The organism is Bartonella vinsonii subsp. berkhoffii ATCC 51672 (assembly GCF_902825225.1).
In the GTDB taxonomy this organism is placed as follows: Bacteria; Pseudomonadota; Alphaproteobacteria; order Rhizobiales; family Rhizobiaceae; genus Bartonella; species Bartonella berkhoffii.
Map to the genome: position 1 here is coordinate 1 of NZ_CADEAK010000050.1, position 1,595 is coordinate 1,595.

At 45.6% G+C, this 1,595-nt stretch carries 4 protein-coding genes; all 4 read right to left on the bottom strand.

From position 1 onward, the window contains the following. A partial coding sequence (locus J7R10_RS08035) for a hypothetical protein (protein ID WP_208436425.1) occupies positions 1 to 220 on the bottom strand: 220 nt, incomplete at its 3' end. Next, positions 213 to 500, bottom strand: coding sequence for a hypothetical protein (locus J7R10_RS08040; protein ID WP_010705667.1), 288 nt, complete (start codon positions 498 to 500; stop codon positions 213 to 215). The genes J7R10_RS08035 and J7R10_RS08040, both read right to left, overlap by 8 nt. Next, positions 497 to 1,105 carry a glycoside hydrolase family 19 protein gene (locus J7R10_RS08045; protein WP_010704503.1) on the bottom strand — a complete coding sequence of 203 codons (609 nt, stop codon included), beginning with the start codon at positions 1,103 to 1,105 and terminating at the stop codon, positions 497 to 499. The genes J7R10_RS08040 and J7R10_RS08045 overlap by 4 nt, the downstream gene beginning before the upstream one ends. A gap of 69 nt (positions 1,106 to 1,174) precedes the next feature. Continuing rightward, a complete protein-coding gene (locus tag J7R10_RS08050) occupies positions 1,175 to 1,573 on the bottom strand; it encodes a helix-turn-helix domain-containing protein (RefSeq protein ID WP_010704502.1) in 399 nt (132 codons plus the stop codon). Positions 1,574 to 1,595 lie beyond the last annotated feature (22 nt).

Consider the following 1,595-nt stretch of genomic DNA (forward strand, 5'->3'; position numbering starts at 1 on the left):
TCACCCCTTGTGCTTGATGCTCAGCTGCATTTGCTGTTTGCCTTTGCCGCTCCAGCTCACGCTGTGCACGTGCTGAAGCCTTGGCAATTTCAAACTGCCAATACAAATCACGCGCCTTTTCCGCTTTGAAAACTTGCCCTTTCATAAAGCCAAAAGCCGCTAACAGCACACTTGCCAAAAACAACAACCCCAAAGACAGTTTTGAAAGAAGGCTAAACATTGCCTTTATCCCCCCAATGTGCTCTCTCTCCCACATCATAAGAGCTGATATACCGTTGATTGGAATGCTTCCTATTGGAAAAATCCATTGAACCAAAGCCGCGGTGCACACCCAAATTGCCAACAATAATCGCCACCATTGAGGGAATAGAAATAGCCGCCATATCAACAATATGCGCTGCCCCCCACAAACCACCAGAAACAAGCAAAAAAATAACCCCCCAAGCAAACCAAAAAGACCACCATAAATAGAGCCTCGAACCACGATAAGATGGCTTCATACCCCCACCTCATCTCCAAGTCCCAAAAGCTTTTTAGCGCGATTCAAATAGGTCAAACGTTGCATAAGCCCGTTCTTTCCTCCATTAATCGCCTTGGTAATCCTCACGACATCATCTTGATCTGCTAATCTATTCAAACCTTTCATCTGCCAAAACCAAATGGCAGACCAAAGCGCTGCTGGAAACCGTTCCACCATTTCTGGGAAAGCTTCACAATCAACAGCCTGTTCATTGACAGAACACCAAAACTGCGTAAAGCGTTGATAATTCTTGCGTCCCGTTAATTGGATCAAACCGCGCCCCTTAAAGCGCACACCATCCCCTGGGCAAACATTGCCTAAATCTTTGCGTCCCTCATAAGCACGCCCAGAGGCATATTCACAAACGGTAAAAAAACCATCACTCTCATGCGCACATTGGCTTAAAAAATGCGCAACACGCAAACCTGTCGTTATCCCAGCATAAGACAAAGCTTCAGGCAATGCCCGTGCCATTTCAACGATAATAAAATCTTGGCGCGCATGATGAACCAATTTAGGGGCGAGCTTATGAAGAAAAGAACTGTCTATCGAAACCATAACAAACCAATGAATGAATAAATCCATTCTCAGTTTATTGGATTTCTGCCCCCCAATATAAGTCTGACACTGTCAGTCAAACATCTCAAGACTCAATTAAAGCTCTGGAAATAAGAGACCTTGAGGTTCTCGCGAAGAAATCTTCTTCTTCAAACGATAAGCCGTACGCACATGCATACCAGAAACAGCAGCTGCCTCATCCGCCGACCAGCCTTTTTGCAAGGCTTCTATCATTTTTTGCCGCCGTTCAGCATCTTTGCCAAGGGGGATAAGAAGGCGCACACCAGCACCGTTAAAACAAAAATGCTTGATCAATTGCTGCGCCTCCGCAAACCCAACAATTTCAATCAACCAATCGGCATTCTCAAGACGACCGGGTATATAAACTTCTCGTCCACCAAAAGCCCGCATCATATTCCATGCTGCCTCACTGCCCGCAACATCAGCTATTTCACGCAATAAAGCAGGAAAATCGCTATAGACTTCCTCTTGCATGCATGCTTACCCCTCGCTTTTA